This window comes from Pseudomonas sp. PDNC002, from assembly GCF_016919445.1.
Taxonomy (GTDB): Bacteria; Pseudomonadota; Gammaproteobacteria; order Pseudomonadales; family Pseudomonadaceae; genus Pseudomonas.
Genome location: NZ_CP070356.1, coordinates 5,744,191 through 5,765,087, shown reverse-complemented (window position 1 = coordinate 5,765,087; position 20,897 = coordinate 5,744,191). Strand labels below are relative to the sequence as shown.

Below are 20,897 nucleotides of genomic sequence, written 5' to 3'. Positions count from 1 at the left end.
GGGAGAGGGCGGGGGAGAGGGTGTCTGGCCCGCGCTGAGGACCATCACCGCAGGCTCAGATGCCGACTCAACAGCGCCCTCAGCGCCGCCGGCTTCACCGGCTTGGGCAGGAAGTCCAGCCCGGCCGCGTGGATCTGCGCCACCAGTTCGGGGCGGGCGTCCGCGCTGATCACCACGCCCGGCACCGGCTCGCCCAGGCGGGTGCGCAGCCAGGCCATGAGGTCGGTGCCCAGTTCCCCATCGTCCAGGTGGTAGTCGATCAGCGCCAGTTGCGGGCGCGCATCGCCGTCCAGCAGAGCCTGGCATTCCTCGCGGCTGCGCGCGGTGAGCACGCGGCAGCCCCAGCGGGTCAGCAGACTGTTCATGCCGGTGAGGATGCTGTCCTCGTTGTCCACGCAGAGCACCTGCGCACCGTTGAGTTGTTCCGGGGTTTCCACCTTGTGCCCGTTGAGCGCCGTCGGGGCTGGCTGGCGCGCGAGCGGCACGCTGACACTGAACACGCTGCCCTTGCCCGGCCAGGAGCGCACTTGCAGGCGATGGCCAAGTACCTTGCATAGCCGGTCGGCGATGGCCAGGCCCAGGCCAAGACCTTTCTCGGCGCGGGTCTGGTGGCTGTCCAGGCGTTTGAATTCCTCGAAGATCACCTGCAGCTTGTCCGGCGGGATGCCCGGGCCGTGGTCCCAGACTTCCAGGCGCAGATGGCCGGCCTCGCGGCGTACACCGAGCAGTACGTGGCCCTTGGCGTAGCGGAAGGCATTGGTAAGGAAGTTCTGCAGCACGCGGCGCAGCAGCTTGATGTCGCTCTCCACGCGCAGCTTGCTGCCGCGCACGTGGAAGTCGATGCCGTGCTCCTGGGCCAGTACGCGGAATTCCACGCCGAGGGTGTCGTACAGGTTGCTCAGCGGGAAGGCCGCGACGTCGGCGCTGACCCGGCCTCCCTCAAGACGCGAGATATCCAGCAGGTCGGTGATCAGGTCTTCCGCCGAACGCAGCGACGAGTCCAGGTGGCGCACCAGTTCGGTGGCCTCCTCGGGCAGCTGTTCCTGGTGGGAGAGGGCGGCGGAGAACAGCCGTGCCGCGTTCAGCGGCTGCATCAGGTCGTGGCTGACGGCGGCGAGGAAGCGCGATTTCGATTGGTTCGCCGCCTCGGCCGTACCCTTGGCCTCGGTGAGTGCCTGGTTCAGCTGCGACAGCTCGAAGGTGCGCTCCTGCACCCGCTGCTCCAGGCTTTCGTTGGCATCTTTCAGACCTTGCTCGGCATCGCGGTAGTTGGTGATGTCGGTGAAGCTCATGACGAAGCCGCCGCCGGGCATCGGGTTGCCGATCAGCTCGATCACCCGGCCATTGGGGAACAGCCGCTCGGAGGTGTGCGGCGTGCCCTGGCGCATCCAGTACAGGCGCTTGGCCACATGCAGGTCCGGGTCGCCCGGTCCGCACAGGTTGCGCTCGGCGTTGTAGCGGATGATGTCGGCGATGGGCCGGCCGACGTAGATCAGGCCTTCGGGGTAATCGAACAGCTCCAGGTAGCGGTGGTTCCAGGCCACCAGGCGCAGTGATTGGTCGACCACGCTGATGCCCTGGGTGATGTTCTCGATGGCGCCTTGCAGCAGTGCGCGGTTGAACTGCAGCACTTCGGAGGCTTCGTCGGCGATCTTCACCACGTCCTCCACCTGCATCTCGCGGCCTTCGATGGCGGCCTTCACCACGGCGCGCGCGGAGGAGGCGCCGAGCACGCCGGCGAGCAGGCGTTCGGTGTGGGCGATCCACTCGTCGTTGGCGTTCTGGCTGGGCGTGAAGCCCTTGCCCTGGCGGTAGGCGAAGCGGATGAAGCTCTGCCGCGCGCGCTCCTCGCCGACGAAGCGCGCGGCGAGCATCAGCAGGTCTTCCAGCTGCACCGCGAGCATCGAACGCGAGCTGAGTTTCTGCGAGATTTCCTGGCCGATGAAGCGGCTGGCCTGCCAGTGTTCGGAGACGCGGGTGCGGGAGAACACCGAGACCAGGCCGAACAGCGCGAAGTTGCCGATCAGCGAGAGCAGCACACCCAGGGTCAGTGGCTCGATCATCAGGCCGAACGGGCGGCCGGCGAGCCAGGCCAGGCCGGGGAAGCTTTCCAGCGACCAGCCGAGTCCCTTGGCGACCACCGGCAGCACCAGCGTGTAGGCCCAGAGGAAAGAGCCGGCGGCGAGGCCGGCGAACACGCCGCGACGGTTGGCCTGCTTCCAGTACAGCGCGCCGATCATCGCCGGGCCCAGCTGGGCGATGGCGGCGAAGGCGATCTGGCCGATGGTGGCCAGGCTTGCGGTGGACCCCAGCAGCCGGTAGCTGACGTAGGCCAACAGCAGGATCAGCGCGATGCTCACCCGGCGCACGGTCAGCAGCCAGTGACGGAATACCTCGAAGGGCTGTTCGGCCTCGCCTTTGCGGCGCAGCAGCCAGGGCAGCAGCATGTCGTTGGAGACCATGGTGGACAGCGCCACGCTGGCGACGATGACCATGCCGGTGGCCGCCGAGGCGCCGCCGATGAAGGCCAGCAGGGCCAGCGCCGGATGGGCTTCGGCCAGCGGCAGGCTGATCACGAAGGAGTCCGGCATCACGCCCGCCGGCAGTTGCATCTGTCCGGCCAGGGCGATGGGCACCACGAACAGCGCGGCGAGCACGAGATAGGCGGGGAATACCCAGCGTGCCAGGTTCAGGTCGCGCGGCTCGATGTTTTCCACCACCAGCACATGGAACTGCCGGGGCAGGCACATGATGGCGGTCATTGCCACGCCGGTCTGCAGCAGCATGCCCGGCCAGTGCACGGTTTCCTGCCAGTACTCGGTGAGCTGCGGGGCGACACGGGCCTTGTCCAGCAGGTCACCGAAGCCGTCGTAGAGGCCGTAGGTGACGAAGATGCCAACGGCGAGGAAAGCGGTGAGCTTGACCAGGGATTCGAAGGCGATGGCCAGCACCATGCCGCGGTGGTGTTCGGTGACGTCCAGGTTACGGGTGCCGAAGACGATGGTGAACAGGGCCAGGATCAGCGACACGATGAGCGCCGTGTCCTGGGCGCGGATGCCGCCCGAATCGGGCCCGGCGCCGATCAGCAGGTTCACGCCGAGCACGATGCCCTTGAGCTGCAGGGCGATGTAGGGCAGCACGCAGACGATGCAGATCAGCGCCACCACCACGGCCAGTGCCTGGGACTTGCCGTAGCGTGCGGCGATGAAGTCGGCGATGGAGGTGATGTTCTCCTGCTTGCTGATGACGATCATCTTCTGCAGCACCCAGGGCGCGAAGAGCATCAGCAGCACGGGGCCGACGTAGATCGGCAGGAACGACCAGAGCTGTCCGGCGGCCTGGCCGACGGCGCCGAAGAAGGTCCAGCTGGTGCAGTACACCGCCAGCGAGAGGCTGTAGACCCAGGCGCGGACACGCGGCGAAAGAGGGGCGCGACGGCGGTCGCCATAGAACGCAATGGCGAACAGGACCGCCATGTAGAGCAGGGCGACCGTTGCGATCAACCCACTGGACAACGACATGCTGACTCCGGAAATGAACTGGCTCCCCCGCAGGAGCGCTCGCAGCAGTTTCGCACCAAAGTCAGAAACTGTCAGACGCCTGCTACCAATGTCTCAGTGGCGCTGTGTCGCGCCTCACACTTGAGGGGCGGGCGCCGGGCTGGTAGCTTGCCGGCCTTTTCGCGGTCCGTCCGTCGCGCCCGTTCCGGTGCGCGGCACTTCAGCGGGCCGCTACGCTCTGATGTGAGCGATGATTTCGCGTTGAGTTTCGAGGAGGGCGCCATGTTCAGACCGCTACCGATCACCTTGCAGCGCGGGGCCTTGCGCCTGGAGCCGATGGTGGAGGCCGACGTACCGGACCTGGTGACCCTGGCGGAGCAGAATCGCGACGTCCTGCAGTTCATGAGCGCACCGGCTCGTCCCGACTGGTACCGCCAGGGGCTGGCGGACCAGCGCGAGGGCCGCGCGCTGCCGCTGGTGGTGCGCCTGGGCAACCAGATCGTCGGCACCACGCGCTTCATGGACTTCCTCCCGGCGCTGCCGGCCTGCGAGATCGGCGCCACCTGGCTGGACCAGAGTCAGCACGGCAGCGGTCTCAACGCCACCATGAAGTACCTGATGCTGCGCCACGCCTTCGACAGCTGGAAGATGGTCCGTGTGCAGTTCAAGACCGCCGCCAGCAACGAACGCTCGCAGCGCGCCATCGAGAAGCTTGGCGCGGTGCGCGAGGGTGTATTGCGCAATCACCGGCGCCTGGCCGGCGGGCGGCTGGACGACACCATCCTCTACAGCATCACCGATCAGGAATGGCCGCAGGTGAAGGCCGCGCTGGAAGCTGGTTTCGTCGGCTGAGTGATATTCTGTCTGCGGCATCTGAACCCCTCACCCTAACCCTCTCCCCATGGGAGAGGGGACTGATCGGCGCGGGATGAAACTCCCGAGTCAGCCGGTACGGGCTGCCCTTCTCCCGATGGAAGAGGGCTGATCGGCACAGGGTGAAACCACAGTTTCAGCCGGCACTGACTGCTCCCTCTCCCTCCGGGAGAGGGCTGGGGTGAGGGGGCACGAGCACGGATGCTTCGGACAACGCAATGCTCCCGGCCAAGGCGCCGGCGGAGCTGCAATGGGGTAGTGCATGACAGAACACGACGCAAGCGGTGAACGCACCCGCTTCTGGCGCGCCCAGGAGCTGGGCGGCGTCGAGTTGCTGCACGCGCGCTACATCGAGCAGGTGTTCTCGCCCCATGTCCATGAGGGCTTCGCCTTCGTGATGATCGAGCAGGGCGCCCAGCGCTTCCACCATCGCGGCGCCGAGCATTTCGCTCCGGCCGGCAGCGTGGTGTTGATCAACCCTGATGAGGTTCACACCGGCTCCAAGGCCGACGAGGCCGGCTGGCGTTATCGCGGCTTCTACCCGGAGCTGGCGCAGGTCTCCGGCGTGCTGGAGGAACTGGAGCTGGGCGCAGGCGGCACGCCGTCCTTCGACGCCAGCGTGGTGCAGGATCCGGAGCTGGTGCAGGCGCTCTTCGCCGCGCACCGTCTGGTGGATTCCGATGCCAGCGTGCTGCAGCGCCAGACCTGCTGGCGCGAGGCGCTGCTGTTGCTGTTCCAGCGCCACGCGCGGATTCCCGAGGCTCCGCCAGCCGGAAATGAGCCCATCGCCGTGGCACGAGCGCGCGAATTGCTCGGCGCGCGACTGATGGAGCCTCCCTCGCTGGAGGAGCTGGCCGCTGCCGTCGGACTTTCGCCCTTCCACTTCGCCCGCGTGTTCCGCAAGGCCACCGGTCTGCCTCCCCACGCCTGGCTCAAGCAGCGCCGCCTGGAGCAGGCGCGCGCGTTGCTCAAGCAAGGCTGTATGCCGGTGAACGTGGCGATGCAGCTGGGCTTCGCCGACCAGAGTCACCTTAGCAGGCAGTTCAAACAGGCCTATGGCGTCGGCCCCGGCGAATATCGCCATGCCTGTGCGCGGTCGTTTCGTTCCGCCTGAATTTTCGCTTCGTTCTTCTGAAAAAGCGCGCCCTTGAGGGGCTGTTGCCCTCTTGAAGCAACGGCGCTGAGCGCTCGTTCGATACGCCGAAAAGAGAATCCGAGTCAATCGGAATATTTTTTCATTTGCGATATATTTGCATTTACAAAATTTACATTCGGTTTTAATTTGCCGCCCCTTCACGAAGTACCCGGGGAGGGGGAAGCATGTCGCACGTTCGTTCGTGGTCGCGTCTGGCGATCGCCGTTGCCCTGGCCACGCCGCTGCTGCCGGCGCAGGCCGAAGAAGACACCAAGGAGCTGGAGACCGTCACCGTCGTCGGTGATTGGCTCGGCGAGGCCGACCAGCAGGTGGTGCAGAACCACCCCGGCGCGCGCACCGTGGTGCGTCGCGAGCAGATGATCGAAGAGGGCGCGCAGAACGTGCGCGACGTGCTGCGCGGCATTCCCGGCGTGCAGGTGCAGGACAACAACGGCACCGGCGGCAGCGATGTTTCCCTCAACGTCGGCGTGCGTGGCCTGACCTCGCGCCTGTCGCCGCGCTCCACCGTGCTCATCGACGGCGTCCCGGCCGCCGTGGCGCCCTACGGTCAGCCGCAGCTGTCGATGTTCCCGCTGTCGGTGGGCAACCTCGACAGCGTCGACGTCGTGCGTGGCGCCGGCTCCGTGCGCTATGGCCCGCAGAACGTCGGCGGGGTGATCAACTTCGTCACCCGCGCAATTCCCAAGGAATTCTCCGGCGACGTCGGCAGCACCGTGGAAACCGCTTCCCACGGTGGCTGGAAGAAGCTCTACAACGCCTTCCTCGGCGGCACCGCCGATAACGGCATGGGCGCCGCGCTGCTGTACTCGGGCGTGAAGGGCGCGGGCTACCGCGACAGCAACGATGCCACCGACATCGACGACGTGATGTTCAAGACCCACTGGGCGCCCACCGACGTCGACGAGTTCTCCGCCAACTTCCATTACTACGATGGCAGCGCCGACATGCCCGGCGGCCTGACCCAGGCGCAGTTCGACAAGGACCCGTACCAGTCGGTGCGCGATTACGACAATTTCACCGGCCGCCGCAAGGACGTCTCGTTCAAGTACAAGCGGCAGATCGACGACCTTACCCAGGTCGAAGTGCTGACCTACTACAGCGACAGCTTCCGCGGCAGCAACATCGCCAACCGCGATCTCAAGACCCTGGCGTCCTATCCGCGTGACTACCACACCTTCGGCATCGAGCCGCGCGTGTCGAAGATCTTCATGGTCGGCCCGACCACCCAGGAAGCCAGCATTGGCTACCGCTACCTGAAGGAAGCGATGCACGAGCGCGCCAGCCAGGTCGCTCTGGTCAACAATGTCCCGACGACGCTGCCGACTCCGGGCGCAGACGGCCACACCTACCAGGACCGCACCGGCGGCACCGAGGCGAACTCCATCTACCTCGACGACAAGATCGACGTGGGTAACTGGACCGTCACCCCGGGCATCCGTTTCGAACGCATCTCCACCGACTGGCATGAGCGCCCTGTGATCGACAACAAGGGCAAGCCGGTCCAGGAGAAGAACCGCAGCAAGGACTACAACGAGCCGCTGCCGGCGCTGGCGGTGATGTATCACCTGTCTGACGCGTGGAAGCTGTTCGCCAACTACGAGACTTCCTTCGGCAGCCTGCAGTACTTCCAGCTTGGCCAGGGCGGCAGTGGCAACGACACCGCCAGCGGCCTGCAGCCGGAGAAGGCGAAGACCTACGAAGTGGGCACGCGCTACGACAACGGCACCTGGGGTGGCGAAGTCACGCTGTTCTACATCGACTTCGACGACGAGCTGCAGTACATCAGCAACGACGTGGGCTGGACCAACCTGGGCGCCACCAAGCACCAGGGCATCGAGACTTCGGCGCACTACGACATGGCCGCGCTTGACCCGGTGCTTGCCGGCCTGACCGCCTATGGCACGCTGACCTACACCCGCGCCACCTACGAAGGCGACATCCCCGGCTTCAAGGGCCGCGACCTGCCGCTCTATTCGCGCCAGGTGGCAACCATCGGCCTGCGCTACGAGCACGACCGCTGGACCTACAACGTCGACGGTTTCGCCCAGTCGAAGCAACGCGCGCCCGGCCCGACCACCAACGCCAATGGCAGCTTCACCGACAACTACATCACCGAACCGACCGCCGACGGCCAGTATGGCGACATCCCCGGCTACGTGTTGTGGAACGCCCGGGTGGGTTACGACTTCGGTCCGCAGGCGTCGAACCTGAAAGTCGCCGCCGGGGTGAAGAATATCTTCGACCAGATGAACTACACCCGCTCCAGCGACAACAACGCCGGTATCTACCTGGGCGAGCCGCGCACCTTCTACGTGCAGGGCAGCGTCGGCTTCTGACCGCGTCCCGCTGTAACGAAAAAGCCCGTCCAGCGTGACGGGCTTTTTCCTGCCGGGATTTCGCCGCAGGAATGGAATTGTGCGGAAAATGTGGCTTTTCTTCACGCAGTTGCCGTCATATCCGTGCTGTCATTCCGGCTCAAGGCCGCTACGCAGGTATACAAGGACGATGTCTCAACACTCGCAATTCGCCCTGCTGGGCACCAAGCGATTCCTGCCGTTCTTCATCACCCAGCTGCTGGGTGCCTTCAACGACAACATCTTCAAGCAATCACTGATCCTGGCGATCCTCTACCACCTCACCGTCGGCGGTGACCGCAACCTGCTGGTCAACCTCTGCGCGCTGCTGTTCATCCTGCCGTTCTTCCTGTTCTCCGCCCTGGGCGGACAGTTCGGCGAGAAGTACAACAAGGACGCGCTCATGCGGGCGCTGAAACTGGCCGAGATCGTGATCATGGCGGTTGGCGCCACCGGTTTCGTGTTCGGCAGCCTGCCGCTGTTGTTCCTTGCGCTGTTCGCCATGGGCACGCACTCGGCGCTATTCGGCCCGGTGAAGTATTCGATCCTGCCGCAGCACCTGCGCGAGGACGAATTGGTGGGCGGTAACGCGCTGGTGGAGATGGGCACCTTCCTCGCCATCCTCTGCGGCACCATCGGCGCGGGCGTGCTGATGTCGCGGCAGGATTACGCTGCCGGCGTAGGTATCGCCGTGGTGCTGGTGGCGACCTGTGGCTACCTCGCCAGCCGCAGCATTCCTCGCGCTGCGGCCGCTCTGCCGGAGCTGAAGGTCGACTGGAACATCTTCCGCCAGTCCTGGAGCATTCTCCTGCTCGGCCTGCGCCAGCGCCCGGCGGTGTCGCGTTCGCTGGTGGGCAACTCGTGGTTCTGGTTCCTCGGCGCGGTCTACCTGACGCAGATCCCGACCTATGCCAAGGAGTTGCTGCACGGCGACGAAAGCGTGGTGACGCTGATCCTCACCGTCTTCTCGGTGGGCATCGCGCTGGGCTCGATGCTTTGCGAAAAGCTCTCCGGCAAGAAAGTGGAGATCGGCCTGGTACCCTTCGGCTCCATCGGCCTGAGCCTGTTCGGCATCCTCCTGTGGTGGCATTCGGGCGGCTTCCCGCAAGGTGAGCAGCCGTACAACTGGCTGGCGGTGCTGGAGCATTCGCAGTCCTGGGCGGTGCTGGCGGACATCCTCGGCATCGGCATCTTCGGCGGCTTCTACATCGTGCCGCTGTACGCGCTGATACAGGCGCGCACCGAGGAAGACAAGCGCGCCCGGGTGATCGCGGCGAACAACATCCTCAATGCGCTGTTCATGGTGGTGGCGGCGATCGTCTCGATCCTGCTGCTGTCGGTGGCGAAGCTGACGATCCCCGAGCTGTTCCTCGTGCTGTCGCTGATGAACGTCGCGGTGAACGTGTACATCTTCAAGATCGTGCCCGAGTTCACCATGCGCTTCCTGGTCTGGCTGCTGACCCACTCGATGTACCGGGTCGACCACCGCAACCTCGACGCCATCCCCGACGAAGGCCCGGCGGTGCTGGTGTGCAACCACGTGTCCTTCGTCGATGCGCTGCTGATCGCCGGTTCCGTGCGGCGTCCGGTGCGCTTCGTCATGTACTACAAGATCTTCCGAATCCCGGTGCTCAACTTCATCTTCCGTACTGCAGGCGCCGTGCCGATCGCCGGGCGCAATGAGGATGCCGCGACCTACGAAAAGGCGTTCGCCAAGGTCGCCGAGTACCTGCGCGAAGGAGAGGTGGTGTGCATCTTCCCCGAGGGCATGCTGACCCTGGACGGAGAGATGAACGAGTTCCGCGGCGGCGTGGAGCGGATCATCGAGGAAACGCCGGTGCCGGTGATCCCGATGGCGTTGCAGGGGCTGTGGGGCAGCTTCTTCAGCCGCGATCCGCAGAAGGGCTTCTTCCGTCGGCTGTGGTCGCGGGTCTGCCTGGTGGCGGGCCAGCCGGTCGCGCCGGAAGAGGCCAAGCGCCTGCTACTGCAGGAGCAGGTCGCTGCCTTGCGCGGTGCGGCCCGCTGAGTTTCCGCGCTGCAAAGAAAAAGCCCCGGCAATGCCGGGGCTTTTTCTTGGAGTCTGGCGTGGTTCAGATGACCTGAACTTCGTCAGCCTGCAGGCCTTTCTGGCCTTCAACAACGATGAAGGAGACCTTCTGGCCTTCCTGCAGCGACTTGAAGCCAGTGCCCTGGATGGAGCGGAAATGTACGAAGACATCGTTGCCGCTTTCCGGAGTGATGAAGCCGAAGCCCTTGGCGTCGTTGAACCACTTGACGGTGCCGGTCTGACGATTCGACATGGAAATACACCTTGAACAATTGAAGATTGTTGTGCGGAAAGTCCGCGCTCGTCCTGAGTTGCAAGGTGCAGTCGAAGCCGGGTGATGGGGAATGGCCCCACCAGGTCACGAGCCACAGTGACCCAAGCAAACACAGTGGCCCGCAGCATACCGACAAATTTTAGGGAAAGCGACAGCCCGCCCGTATCGAGAACCGATACAGCGTCAGTGGCTCATTTTCAGTCCGACCAGTCCGCACAGGATCAGCGCAACGCTGAGCAGGCGTACCGGCGCCATGGACTCGCCGAACAGCACGATACCGACGATGACGGTGCCAACGGCGCCGACGCCGGTCCAGATGGCGTAGGCGGTGCCCAGCGGCAGATTCCTCATGGCCAGGCCCAGCAATCCCATGCTGGTGATGATCGCCAGCACGGTGAGAATGGTCGGTATCGGGCGGGTGAAACCTTCGGTGTATTTCAGGCCGACGGCCCAGCCCACTTCGAACAGGCCGGCGACGAACAGAATGAACCAGGACATGGAGCTCTCCAGACGGTTGATGAGGATGGAGGGCCGTCCCCGCTGGAGCACCGGAAGGTGGTGAGGTCGTCCTCACAATGTGCATTATTTTGCACAAATCCAGCGCGCCGGGCAACCCGGCGCCGGATCTTCGTTCTATTGCGGGACTTCTTTCTGGACGGATGGCTCGTCGGTCATGCGGCGGAACCAGGTGGAAAGCGTGGCGCCGGAAATGTTGTGCCAGACGCTGAACAGCGCGCTGGGCACTGCCGCCAGCGGCGAGAAGTGTGCGCTGGCCAGGGCGGCGCCGAGGCCGGAGTTCTGCATGCCGACTTCCAGGGCCAGCGACTTGCGCTGCGCCAGCGGCAACCCGAAGACCTTGGCGGTGAAGTAGCCGAGCAGGAAACCGAAGCCGTTGTGCAGGATCACCACCGCCAGGATCAGCAGGCCGGATTCGGCGATTTTCGCCTGACTGGCCGCGACGACGGCGGCGACGATGATCACGATCGAAACCACCGAGACCAGCGGCAGCACATCCACCACGTGGCGCACCCGTGCGCCAAGCAGACGCTGAGCGACGATGCCCAGGACGATGGGAACGACCACGACCTGCAGGATTGACCAGAACAGCGCCCCGAAGGACACCGGTAGCCAGGCCGAAGCCAGCAGCCAGATCAGTGCTGGGGTCAGCAGTGGGGCGAGGAGGGTGGTGACGCCCGCGATGGCCACCGACAGTGCGAGGTCACCGCGCGACAGCCAGGTCATCACGTTGGACGCGGTGCCGCTGGGGCAACAGCCGACCAGGATCACGCCTACGGCGATCTCCGGTGGCAAGTGCATCAGTTGGCAGAGCAACCAGGCCATGCCCGGCATGATGACGAAATGCGCAACTACGCCGAGGGCAACGCGCCAGGGATGCCGGGCGACTTCGGCGAAGTCTTCGACCTTGAGCGTCAGGCCCATGCCGAACATCACCACGCCGAGCATGGGCACGATGGCGACGGTGAGCGGAGTGAAAAGGGAGGGGACGAAGAATGCCAGGATGGCGAAGAGCAGCACCCAGAGGGCGAAGGTGTTGCCCATGAAGCGGCTGAGCAGGATGAGAGCACGCATGGGCCATCCTTCTTATGAGTGGGGGCCTTTGTAGAGTGACAGGCGCCGCGCGGACGCGGCGCCGGTCGGGGCGTCAGATACCTTCCGGAATCGCCTCGCCGCCGAGTGCCTCGATCAGAGCCGGGATGAACTCGGCAAAGGTCAGCATCATCAGGGTGAAGCTGGCATCGAGCTGGCCGAGGGCGTCTTCGCCGCCATCCTGCTCGGCCTTCTCCTGCAGCAGATCCTCGAAGCGCAGGCGTTTGATCGTCACCTTGTCGTCGAGGATGAAGGACAGCTTGTCCGACCAGGCCAGGGAGAGCTGGGTGACCAGCTTGCCGGAGGTCAGGTGCAGCTGGATTTCCTCGCTGGTCAGGTCCTGGCGCTTGCAGCGCACCACGCCGCCGTCTTCGTGGGTGTCGCGCAGCTCGCATTCGTCGAGGACGAAGAAGTCGCCGGCGGCTTCCTGGGTCTTCACCCATTCGGTCAGGGTGGCGGTCGGCGCGACCTTTACGGTCAGCGGGCGAACCGGCAGCGAGCCCAGAGCTTCACGCAGGGTAGAGAGCAGGTCCTCAGCCTTCTTCGCGCTGGAGGAGTCGACCAGGATCAGGCCGAGGCTCGGTGCGATGGCGGCGAAGGTCACCGAGCGGCGGATGAAGGCGCGCGGCAGCAGGGTCTGGACGATCTCGTCCTTGAGCTGGTCGCGTTCCTTCTTATAGACCTTGCGCATCTGCGTGCCTTCGATCTCGTCGACCTTCTCCTTCAGCGCATCGCGTACGACGCTACCGGGGAGGATGCGCTCTTCCTTGCGCGCGCTGACCAGGAAGTAGCCTTCGCTGGCATGGACCAGCGGCGCGTCCGGGCCCTTGCCGAAGGGGGCGGTGAAACCGTAGGTAGTCAGTTCCTGGCTGGCGCAGGAGCGCGCCGGCTTACTGGCCAGGGCCTTCTCCAGGGCATCGGCGTCGATCTGCATATCCTGGGTGAGGCGGTATACGAGCAGGTTGCGGAACCACATGAGGGGCGAACTCCTGGACACAAAGTCCCCCATTATTCCGATCGGCGCCCTCCAGGCCAACCCCGTTTCGTCATTCGCCCTCTTCATCTAAGCCTTTGGAACATCTGAAAATTTTTTTCATCGGAGGGGTTGCCAGGTTCAAATGTCCTCCGTAGAATGCGCCCCACTTCGAGACGAAGGGTGATTAGCTCAGCCGGGAGAGCATCTGCCTTACAAGCAGAGGGTCGGCGGTTCGATCCCGTCATCACCCACCACTCGAGGTCCGACGCAGCGGTAGTTCAGTCGGTTAGAATACCGGCCTGTCACGCCGGGGGTCGCGGGTTCGAGTCCCGTCCGCTGCGCCACATTCCGAAAAGCCCTCAGGTAGCGATACCTGGGGGCTTTTTCTTTGCGTCCGCGTTTTTCGTGGCGATTTCTGTGACGTCGTGTTCCGACTTATCTTGTTAATTTTCCTATAACTTTGCTCAGGGAACTTATCCTCCGGCAGTGGTTCCTATTGCCCATAGCCACTGGCCACGAGCGCCTGATAAGCTCGCGGCTTCATCGACATCAGCCATGACGGCGCAAAGACAAGGATTCAGCATGAAACAACATCGGTTGGCGGCAGCGATCGCGCTGGTCGGCCTGGTTCTCGCGGGCTGCGATAAACAGGCCGCCGAAGTGGAACTCAAGACTCCCGCGCAGAAAGCTTCCTATGGCATCGGCCTGAACATGGGCAAGAGCCTGGCCCAGGAAGGCATGAATGACCTGGACTCCAAAGCCGTCGCCCAGGGTATCGAAGACGCCGTCGGCAAGAAGAAGCAGAAGCTGACCGACGAAGAGCTCACCGAAGCCTTCACCGCACTGCAGAAGCGTGCCGAAGAACAGGTCGCCAAGAAGAATGCCGAGGCGCTGGACGCTGGCAAGAAGTTCCTCGCCGAGAATGGCAAGCGTGACGGCGTGATCACCACCAAGTCCGGCCTGCAGTACGAAGTCGTGAAGAAAGCCGACGGCCCGCAGCCCAAGGCTACCGACGTAGTCACCGTTCATTACGAAGGCAAGCTGGTCGATGGTACTGTCTTCGACAGCTCCATCCAGCGTGGCAGCCCGATCGACCTGCCGGTCGGCGGCGTGATCCCGGGTTGGGTCGAAGCCCTGCAACTGATGCACGTTGGCGAGAAGATCAAGCTCTACATCCCGAGCGAACTGGCCTACGGCGCCCAGAGCCCGAGCCCGACCATTCCGGCCAACTCGGTACTGGTGTTCGATCTGGAACTGCTGGGCATCAAAGACCAGAACCAGCCTGAAGCTGCCGAAGCTCCGGCGGAGCAGCCGAAGAAGTAACTGAGTACCTTCGTACCAGAGAAAACGCCCCGTTACCCACGGGGCGTTTTCATTTGTGGTGCAAACGCTCTGGAACGGCTGGCTGACCGCTGGGTCTGAAAGGGAGTAACCTTCGGGCGCGGTGTTACCCTTATGCACATATTTGACGCAGTTGAAACAATGTCCGTCCCTTGACATTGATCGGCCCTTCGCTTAGCCGCAACTGCATGATTTTTAACGTATTTGTCAGGTGAACAAAAAATCGCCGATCTGTCTGCAGCCCTCGTGGTACGGGCGTTTTGGCGATATCGAAGGTCGCTTTCAACAGAGTTATCCACAGGAAAGGTGGATAACCTTAACGCGCCTTGTACGAATGTTCCGATCGAGGTGAATCGATGAAAAAGCCTCCAGGTTTTGATCGCTATCTGGCCCTGGCAAGCCGTTTTCTGGCCCGTGGCCGTGTCCCGGCGTTGCTGTTCGCGGTGGCGCGCAAAAGCGGGCGGGTGAAACTCGCACGCACCGATTTCAAGCTGCTGCAGGAGCTGCTGGTCGCCTGGGTCCGGGGCGATTATCGCGGCGTCAGCTCCCAAGCCCTGGTTTCTGTCGTGGCGGCTTTGCTGTACTTCCTATCACCTGTCGATCTCGTTCCCGACTGGCTGTTCGGTGTCGGCTTCCTGGACGATCTGGCGGTTCTGGCGTGGGTAGTGCGCCGTTGGCAGTCCGAACTGGATGCGTTCAAGGTCTGGCGGGACGGGCAAGGTGTAGAAGCCCGCGAAGCCCTGAAACAGTTGCCGCCGCCGGACGCGATTCAGCGCCTCTGACGTAGCCGCGCGGACTGCTCGCCAAGCAGCCGCTGGATGGCGCCGTCGTCCACCAGGGTCTGCAGCACCGCATCCAGCCGGTCGGCCGGGACCGGCAGCGCCGGGCCGTAGGAGCAGTAGATCGAATAACGTTGCACACCTTTACGGCTTACTGCCACGGGCAGGTTGACGTGCTCGGCCACCAGGAATTCCAGTGGTCGGCGCATATCGATCAGGGCATCCAGGCGACGGTGCTCGAGCATGTGCAAGCGGGTGTCCAGATCGCGGGCGTCGGTGCGTTGGATCCGCCCTTCGGCGAACGCCTGCATTAGTCGATTGGGATAGATATAGCCCAGACTGGTGCCGAGGCGAGTGCCGTTCAATGCCTCCAGGTCGTCCATCGGCGGCGCGTCTGTGCGAAAGGCGAGCACATCTTCCTCCTCGAACAGGCCGGGTGACCAATGCAGCTTGGCGGGTGCCTTCATCCATTGCGGATTGTTGATGCACAACAAGTCGATGCTGCCTTGTGCGAGCGCCGTTTCGATGCGTTTGTCCGGGGTTTCCACGAAGCGAACCTCGAGCCCCAGGCGCTGTCCGACGGTTTCGCCCAGATCGCGGATGAAGCCAGGCGCCAGTTCATGGTCGATACTTTCCGCGTAAGGCATGCCATTGCTGGGTGAATAGCCCCAGCGCAGTTCCTCGGCGCCGCACAGGCAGCTGGCCAGGCAAAGGCAGAACGAAAGGAGGCGCTGCAAGTCGGTCCCCATGTCTGGTGGCGTGACGGCGGTGCGCAGTATAGCCGGCACAGTCGCTCTCCAGACTGTTAAGATGGCTGCCTGCAAGGAGTGTTGTCATGAACGTTCAAGTCATCATGCGTGACGGCGAAGCGGAGTACGCCGTGGTTCCCTGGGGCGAGTACCAGGCGCTGCTGGCGGCTGCCGGCCGGGGTGCCGCGCAGGTCGTCAAGCCCACAGCCGCCCCGGCGCTCGACGAAGCGCCCGATTGGAAGGCGCTGCGCGAAGCCCGTGGTCTGTCTCTCGAAACGCTGGCGCGTTCGGTGGGCATCAGCCCGTCCTACCTCGAACTGATCGAGAAGGGCGAGCGCGAGGCCAGCGACGCCATCCAGCATGGCCTGCGTCGTGCCCTGGGCACTGGGGAGTCCGCTTCTTGAGCGTGCAGATCAGTCGCAAACATTGGGAAGGCCTGCTCGGCGAGCTGGAAGATGCTCGCCGGCAGCGCCATCTGTTGACCTACCGGGCGCTGATCGAGCGCCTGCAACTGCCCACCCCCGCCATGACGGTGCTGACCGCCGCGCTGGAGCACCTGGCCGCGCTGGATGCTCGCGCGGGCCGCCCATTGCGCAGTTCGTTGGTGATCAGCCAGGGCGCCAGTCGCCTGCCGCGCACCGGTTTCTTCGAGTGCGTCGAGCGCCTTGGCCGCTTCTCCGGCGCACCGGATGGCCCTGCGGCCGCCGGCTGGCACGCGGCGGAGGTGGTGCGCGTGTTCGAGTTCGAGTACCCCGAGGAGCCCTGATGGCCTCGCCCCGCGAGCTGTTCTGGCGCCTGCGCGCACGCTTGAGCTATGCCGTCGCGCGCCGACTGATGGGCTGGCCGTGGATGGTTCGCCAGCCGCGCTCCTGGGCCTGGATGCAGGGCCAGTTCTCGCGCATGGCCGCCCTTGGCGATGTCGGCGCGCAGAGCTTCTATGGACACCTGCTGCTGTTCCGCGGGCAGGGTTTCGGTGCTCGGGAGGAGGGACTGCGCTTGCTCCGTCTGGCTGCCGCAGCAGGCGACCACAAGGCGGCGTACCAGGTGGGGGTGCAATCGCTCAAGGGCGACACGCGCCATGCGGGCGATGCGCAGGAAGCGGCGCGTTACTGGAGCCAGGCCGCCGAGGCGGGCCACCCGTTGGCGGCGCGCAAGCTCGGCGAACTGTATCGCAGCGGCGGGCCGGGACTCGATCCCGACGAAGCCCAGGCCGAGCGCTTCGAGGAGCGCGCCCGCCAGCTGGGCCTCTGACTCATTCGGCCGTCAGGATGTGTACGCTGTAGCCGGGCATGTTTTTCGCGTGGCGTTTGGCTTCCGACGCCAGCCCGGCCAGTTGGCTGGCATCCAGCCGCTGCCCGGCGCCGCTCTTCACATGGACCACGCCGATCGATAGCGATAGCAGCGGATACTCCTCGCGCCGCCCCTGGCGGTTGTGCGCGACGAAGCAGCCCGCTTCCAGGTGCTCGCGGCTATAGAAGCGCCGGCACTGGCCCTGGAAATCTTCCAGCAGGTGATTGAGGCGTTCGCGCCAGTCCTGTGTCCCCAATACCAGCATGAAGTCATCGCCACCGATATGGCCAACGAAGTCCCGCGTCGGGTCCACCCGCTCGCCCAGGCACTGCGCCAGGCAGAGCAGCACTTCGTCGCCGCGTGCATAGCCGTAGAGGTCGTTGAAGGGCTTGAAACTGTCGATGTCGACGTAGCACACCACCGCCTCGCGGCCCTGTTGCAGCAAGCGCGTCAGGCACTGCTGGATCGGCACGTTGCCGGGCAGCAGGGTCAGCGGGTTGGCGTGGCGAGCCTGGCGGATCTTCTGTTCGGTGATCAGCTTGAGTACGTCGATTACCCGCCCCAGCCCCAGGTAGCGGCCACCCTGGGTGATGATGAAATCTTCCTCGATACGCTGCCGCGCGCGGCTGGTGAGCAGGCGGCTGACCTGCTGCAGCGATTGGCTGCGCTCCACCGCGAGGAAATCCTCGCTCATCAGCCGGCTGATGGGTTTGCGCGCGTACAGCTCCGGGGCGAACGGCTTGAGCAGGGCATCTGAAAGGGCATGGCGATGGACGATGCCCACCGGTTGATCGTGGCAATCGAGCACCGCCAGGGAGTTCAGGTTGGCCTGGGCGCGGAACGCCTCGAGCACGTCGCCTATGGGCGTGCTGTCGCGCACCGTCGGTTGCTCCAGCAGGAGCGGGGTGAGATCGGACTGTTCCTCGGCGAGCAGCGTTCCCGCGTTGTCCAGCTCCGGCAGAAGGGCGCGGGCGTCGCGCGGCGGCGTTTCATTGGGACGACCGAGCAGATAACCCTGCACCAGGTCGACACCCATCTCTGACAGCACTGCCAGCTCTTCCGGAATCTCGATACCTTCGGCGATCACCTGGGCGCGGGAGGCGTGGGCCATCTTCAAGATCGAGCCGACGAATTCACGCTTCACGGCGTCCAGATGGATGCCTTCGATGAAGTGACGGTCGATCTTCACGTAGTCGGGGCGCAGCTCAGACCACAGGCGCAGGCTGGAGTAGCCGGCGCCCAGGTCGTCCAGGGCGATGGAAAAGCCCATGGCGCGATAGTGGTGCAGCGCGGTGTCGAGGAGGGTGTAGTCCTCGATGGGCGTCTGCTCGGTCAGCTCGATCACCACGTCGTTGGGCGAGATGCCGAACGTCTGTAGCAGCTGCAGCGTGCGGCCGGGCTGGTGGGTCGGCTCCAGCAGGGACTCCGGCGAGACGTTGAGGAACAGCTTGCCTTCGAGTTTCAGGTCGCGAAAGCGTGCGCAGGCTTTGCGTCGGCACAGTAGTTCGAGCTGGCTGAGACGGCCGCTGCTGCGGGCGATGCTGAACAGCGTCAGGGGCGAGTGCAAGGGGCCGTTGGATGGGCCGCGGGTGAGGGCTTCGTAGCCCACCAGGCGCCTTTCCGAAAGCGACAGAATGGGCTGGAACAGGCAGTGCAGGTCGCCGTGAGCGAGGATCTGGTCCAGCGCGCTCAACTGCTCGGTGACGGTCATGACGGTTCTCGGTGGCTGGAAAAGCAAAGGGCCGGTTTCCCGGCCCTGTGCATTTCACGACAGCGTCATGACTGTTTGATTACATCCGATCAGTGTTTGGCGACCTGGGAGTCCAGATTCAGGTAGTCGATCAGGATGTGCCCGGACTCGGTGAGGTAGGCGTCGTCCTGCGGCTTGGTCTTGTCCTCTTCCGGCAGGGCGTTCTCGTCTTCCTTCTTCAGCTCCTTGAGCGGCTCCTGGCCCTTGGATTTGCGCAGGGCGTTCTCCATGGCCAACTGGCGGCTCTCGATGCTGGTCTGCTGGGCGCGACGTTTGGCTTCATTGAGGCTGACAGTCTTCTCCTTCATCAGCTCCTGGGCCAGGGCGAGGCGTTCGCGGGCATAGACGAAGTCCGCGTTGTGCTCGGTGCGCGTGTCATGGCGGGTGCGCAACTGGTCGAGGAACGGCTTGAACGGATCGGCCTGGGCCTTCAGCGCGGGTTTGATGGTGTCCCACGGCATCGAGTCGGGCAGCGCGCTCTCGCCGATTTCCTTGTCGTCGACGATGGACGGATAGCTGATGTCCGGGATCACGCCCTGGTGCTGGGTGCTCTGGCCGGAGACGCGGTAGAACTTGGCCAGGGTCAGCTTCAGCTCGCCATGGTTGAGCGGCTGGATGGTCTGCACGGTGCCCTTGCCGAAGGTCTGGCCGCCGACGATGAGCGCGCGGTGGTAGTCCTGCATGGCGCCGGCGAAGATCTCCGAGGCCGAGGCGGACAGGCGGTTCACCAGCACGGTCATCGGGCCGGTGTAGAAGGCCTTGCCCTCGTCATCGTTGAGCACGTCGACACGGCCGTCGCTGTTGCGCACCAGCACGGTCGGGCCCTGATCGATGAACAGCCCGGTCAGCTCGGTGGCTTCCTGCAGGGAGCCGCCGCCGTTGTTGCGCAGGTCGATGACGATACCGTCGACGTTGTCCTTCTGCAGCTCGGCGATCAGTTTCTTCACGTCGCGGGTGGTGGACTTGTAGTCCGGGTCGCCGGCGCGATAGGCCTTGAAGTCGAGGTAGAACGCCGGCACGTCGATGATGCCCAGCTTGTAGTTCTTGCCTTCGTGGTCGATGGTGATTTCCGACTTCTTCGCCGCCTGGTCTTCCAGCTTCACCGCCTCGCGGGTGATGGTGACGATCTTGCTGGTCTGGTCGTTGGGCGCGTTGGTCGACGGAATCACTTCCAGGCGGACCTGCGAGCCTTTCGGGCCGCGGATCAGCTTGACCACTTCATCCAGACGCCAGCCCACCACGTCGACCATTTCGCCCTTGCCCTGGGCAACGCCGATGATCTTGTCGGAGGTGGCGATCTGCTTGCTCTTCTCGGCGGGGCCGGCCGGTACCAGGCGCACGACTTTCACGTAGTCGTTGTCGCTCTGCAGTACGGCGCCGATGCCTTCCAGCGAGAGGCTCATGTTGATGTCGAAGTTTTCCGCGCTGTCCGGCGACAGGTACTGGGTGTGCGGATCGTAGGTCTGGGCGAAGGCGTTGATGTAGGCCTGGAAGATGTCTTCGCTGCGGGTTTGCTCCAGGCGCATCAGCTGGTTCTTGTAGCGCTTGGTCAGCTGTTCCTGGATGGCCTTGTTGTCCTTGCCGGCGATCTTCAGGCGCAGGACTTCGTCCTTAACCTTCTTGCGCCACAGGTCGTCCAGCGCGGCGCTGTCCTTGGCCCAGGGCGACTTCTCGCGGTCGATTTCCAGCGATTCGTCAGTCTTGAAGTCGATCTTGTCGACGCCTTTGCCGAGCATCGCCAGGGCGAAGTCGAGGCGTTCCTTCAGACGGTCGAGATGGCGCTTGTAGATGGTGAAGCCAGGCTCCAGCTCGCCGCTCTTGAGGAAGTCGTCGAACTGGGTGCGCCAGGGCGCGAACTGGTCGATGTCGGCCTGGGTGAAGTACATCCGCGCCGGATCGAGAGTCTTCAGGTAGCTGTCGTAGATCTTCGCCGAGCGCTCGTCGTTCAGCGGCGGCTTGTTGTAGTGATGGCGCTTGAGCAGCTCAACGATGTTGAGGCTGGCGATCACTTGATCCCGGTCAGGCTGCAGGCCGTCCCAGACATTCGGGCTGGTGGTCGCCGCGAACGAGGAAAAGGCGGTTGCGCCGAGGATGAACAACAGGGCGGTACGGGGCAAAAATCGCTTCATGCTGATTCGACTGATCGCGGAGTTATGACGCATATTAGGCCGTAATTGGCGACGCCGGGTTCAATCGCAAT

The 20,897-nt window shown here is 64.2% G+C and carries 17 protein-coding genes and 2 tRNA genes; 11 read left to right on the top strand and 8 right to left on the bottom strand.

Going from position 1 to position 20,897, the window contains the following annotated elements; genetic code table 11:
- Window positions 1–44: 44 nt before the first annotated feature.
- Complete coding sequence (locus JVX91_RS25970; RefSeq protein ID WP_205336922.1) at window positions 45–3,521, bottom strand: PAS domain-containing hybrid sensor histidine kinase/response regulator; 3,477 nt, start codon at window positions 3,519–3,521, stop codon at window positions 45–47.
- A gap of 261 nt (window positions 3,522–3,782) precedes the next feature.
- Here JVX91_RS25970 and JVX91_RS25965 point away from each other — a divergent pair, with 261 nt between their 5' ends.
- The 4 genes from JVX91_RS25965 to JVX91_RS25950 all read left to right on the top strand — a co-directional run bounded on the left by JVX91_RS25965 (window position 3,783) and on the right by JVX91_RS25950 (window position 9,909).
- Window positions 3,783–4,352, top strand: coding sequence for a GNAT family protein (locus JVX91_RS25965; RefSeq protein WP_205336921.1), 570 nt, complete (start codon window positions 3,783–3,785; stop codon window positions 4,350–4,352).
- Window positions 4,353–4,635: 283 nt separating this feature from the next.
- On the top strand, window positions 4,636–5,487 hold the full coding sequence (locus JVX91_RS25960) for an AraC family transcriptional regulator (RefSeq protein WP_205336920.1): 852 nt from the start codon (window positions 4,636–4,638) through the stop codon (window positions 5,485–5,487).
- Window positions 5,488–5,693: 206 nt separating this feature from the next.
- A complete protein-coding gene (locus tag JVX91_RS25955) occupies window positions 5,694–7,865 on the top strand; it encodes a TonB-dependent receptor family protein (RefSeq protein WP_205336919.1) in 2,172 nt (723 codons plus the stop codon).
- Between the two features lie 169 nt (window positions 7,866–8,034).
- The gene (locus JVX91_RS25950; RefSeq protein ID WP_205336918.1) at window positions 8,035–9,909 is read left to right on the top strand and encodes an MFS transporter; all 1,875 of its coding nucleotides are present in this window, start codon (window positions 8,035–8,037) and stop codon (window positions 9,907–9,909) included.
- Between the two features lie 64 nt (window positions 9,910–9,973).
- On the opposite strand, the gene JVX91_RS25945 is transcribed toward JVX91_RS25950, so the two are convergent.
- The 4 genes from JVX91_RS25945 to rdgC all read right to left on the bottom strand — a co-directional run bounded on the left by JVX91_RS25945 (window position 9,974) and on the right by rdgC (window position 12,788).
- On the bottom strand, window positions 9,974–10,183 hold the full coding sequence (locus JVX91_RS25945) for a cold-shock protein (protein ID WP_024763416.1): 210 nt from the start codon (window positions 10,181–10,183) through the stop codon (window positions 9,974–9,976).
- A gap of 204 nt (window positions 10,184–10,387) precedes the next feature.
- Window positions 10,388–10,702 (bottom strand): quaternary ammonium compound efflux SMR transporter SugE, encoded by a 315-nt coding sequence (gene sugE, locus JVX91_RS25940; protein WP_205336917.1) that lies wholly within the window; start codon window positions 10,700–10,702, stop codon window positions 10,388–10,390.
- Between the two features lie 135 nt (window positions 10,703–10,837).
- A complete protein-coding gene (locus tag JVX91_RS25935) occupies window positions 10,838–11,794 on the bottom strand; it encodes a bile acid:sodium symporter family protein (protein ID WP_205336916.1) in 957 nt (318 codons plus the stop codon).
- Window positions 11,795–11,867: 73 nt separating this feature from the next.
- Entirely contained in the window at window positions 11,868–12,788 is a 921-nt protein-coding gene (gene rdgC / locus JVX91_RS25930; RefSeq protein WP_205336915.1) for a recombination-associated protein RdgC, read from the bottom strand.
- 178 nt (window positions 12,789–12,966) lie between these two features.
- Between rdgC and JVX91_RS25925 the strand changes: the two genes are divergently transcribed.
- The 4 genes from JVX91_RS25925 to JVX91_RS25910 all read left to right on the top strand — a co-directional run bounded on the left by JVX91_RS25925 (window position 12,967) and on the right by JVX91_RS25910 (window position 14,911).
- A tRNA-Val gene (locus tag JVX91_RS25925) sits at window positions 12,967–13,042 on the top strand.
- A 13-nt stretch (window positions 13,043–13,055) separates the two neighbouring features.
- Window positions 13,056–13,132: transfer RNA gene (locus tag JVX91_RS25920), tRNA-Asp, on the top strand.
- A 238-nt stretch (window positions 13,133–13,370) separates the two neighbouring features.
- Complete coding sequence (locus JVX91_RS25915) at window positions 13,371–14,111, top strand: FKBP-type peptidyl-prolyl cis-trans isomerase (RefSeq protein ID WP_205336914.1); 741 nt, start codon at window positions 13,371–13,373, stop codon at window positions 14,109–14,111.
- Window positions 14,112–14,485: 374 nt separating this feature from the next.
- Complete coding sequence (locus tag JVX91_RS25910; protein WP_205336913.1) at window positions 14,486–14,911, top strand: YkvA family protein; 426 nt, start codon at window positions 14,486–14,488, stop codon at window positions 14,909–14,911.
- On the opposite strand, the gene JVX91_RS25905 is transcribed toward JVX91_RS25910, so the two are convergent.
- Window positions 14,899–15,645: a transporter substrate-binding domain-containing protein gene (locus tag JVX91_RS25905; RefSeq protein ID WP_240201665.1), complete on the bottom strand. Its 747-nt coding sequence runs from the start codon at window positions 15,643–15,645 to the stop codon at window positions 14,899–14,901. The genes JVX91_RS25910 and JVX91_RS25905 overlap by 13 nt on opposite strands.
- A gap of 98 nt (window positions 15,646–15,743) precedes the next feature.
- Here JVX91_RS25905 and JVX91_RS25900 point away from each other — a divergent pair, with 98 nt between their 5' ends.
- From JVX91_RS25900 to JVX91_RS25890, 3 genes are read left to right on the top strand one after another with little or no spacing between them, the layout of a single operon-like run.
- Entirely contained in the window at window positions 15,744–16,061 is a 318-nt protein-coding gene (locus tag JVX91_RS25900) for a helix-turn-helix transcriptional regulator (protein WP_205336912.1), read from the top strand.
- Window positions 16,058–16,423 carry a hypothetical protein gene (locus JVX91_RS25895; RefSeq protein ID WP_205336911.1) on the top strand — a complete coding sequence of 122 codons (366 nt, stop codon included), beginning with the start codon at window positions 16,058–16,060 and terminating at the stop codon, window positions 16,421–16,423. Before JVX91_RS25900 ends, JVX91_RS25895 begins: the two co-directional genes overlap by 4 nt.
- Window positions 16,423–16,908 (top strand): sel1 repeat family protein, encoded by a 486-nt coding sequence (locus JVX91_RS25890; protein ID WP_205336910.1) that lies wholly within the window; start codon window positions 16,423–16,425, stop codon window positions 16,906–16,908. Before JVX91_RS25895 ends, JVX91_RS25890 begins: the two co-directional genes overlap by 1 nt.
- Before the next feature lies 1 nt (window position 16,909).
- Here the strand turns inward: JVX91_RS25890 and JVX91_RS25885 are convergent, their stop codons facing one another.
- Window positions 16,910–18,658: a bifunctional diguanylate cyclase/phosphodiesterase gene (locus tag JVX91_RS25885; RefSeq protein WP_205336909.1), complete on the bottom strand. Its 1,749-nt coding sequence runs from the start codon at window positions 18,656–18,658 to the stop codon at window positions 16,910–16,912.
- An 89-nt stretch (window positions 18,659–18,747) separates the two neighbouring features.
- The gene (locus JVX91_RS25880; protein WP_205336908.1) at window positions 18,748–20,826 is read right to left on the bottom strand and encodes a carboxy terminal-processing peptidase; all 2,079 of its coding nucleotides are present in this window, start codon (window positions 20,824–20,826) and stop codon (window positions 18,748–18,750) included.
- Window positions 20,827–20,897: the final 71 nt, after the last annotated feature.